Genomic DNA, 258 nt, shown 5'->3' with positions numbered 1-258 from the left:
GATGGAGTAGGCGTGGCGCACGCTGGACAGGTCGGCGATCGAGGGAATGAAGTCCTCGCCAATGCCTTCCACCGCCCAGGAGCCGGGGGTTTCCAGCGTGCCGCTGCGGCTGTATTCGGCCATCACCGAACCGACCGGGTCGGCCAGCACCATGGCCAGTTCGGGTTGCACGCGCTTGAAGAAACGCGTCAAACCGGTGAGAGTACCGGCCGAGCCAACGCCCACCACAATCGCGTCCACATCGTGCTGGGTCTGCGC

Annotated in this window: 1 protein-coding gene; it reads right to left on the bottom strand. The window is 65.5% G+C overall.

Features of this window, described 5'->3' with window-relative positions:
* Positions 1 to 258, bottom strand: a 258-nt coding sequence (locus AAEZ05_RS29220) for a pyridoxal-phosphate dependent enzyme (protein ID WP_350650111.1), incomplete at both ends; no start/stop codon positions are given.

The sequence above is a fragment of the Pseudomonas sp. HY13-MNA-CIBAN-0226 genome (assembly GCF_040310305.1).
Lineage (GTDB): Bacteria > Pseudomonadota > Gammaproteobacteria > Pseudomonadales > Pseudomonadaceae > Aquipseudomonas > Aquipseudomonas gregormendelii.
Note: the sequence above shows the minus strand (reverse complement) of the source record. Positions and strands in the feature narration are given on the sequence as shown.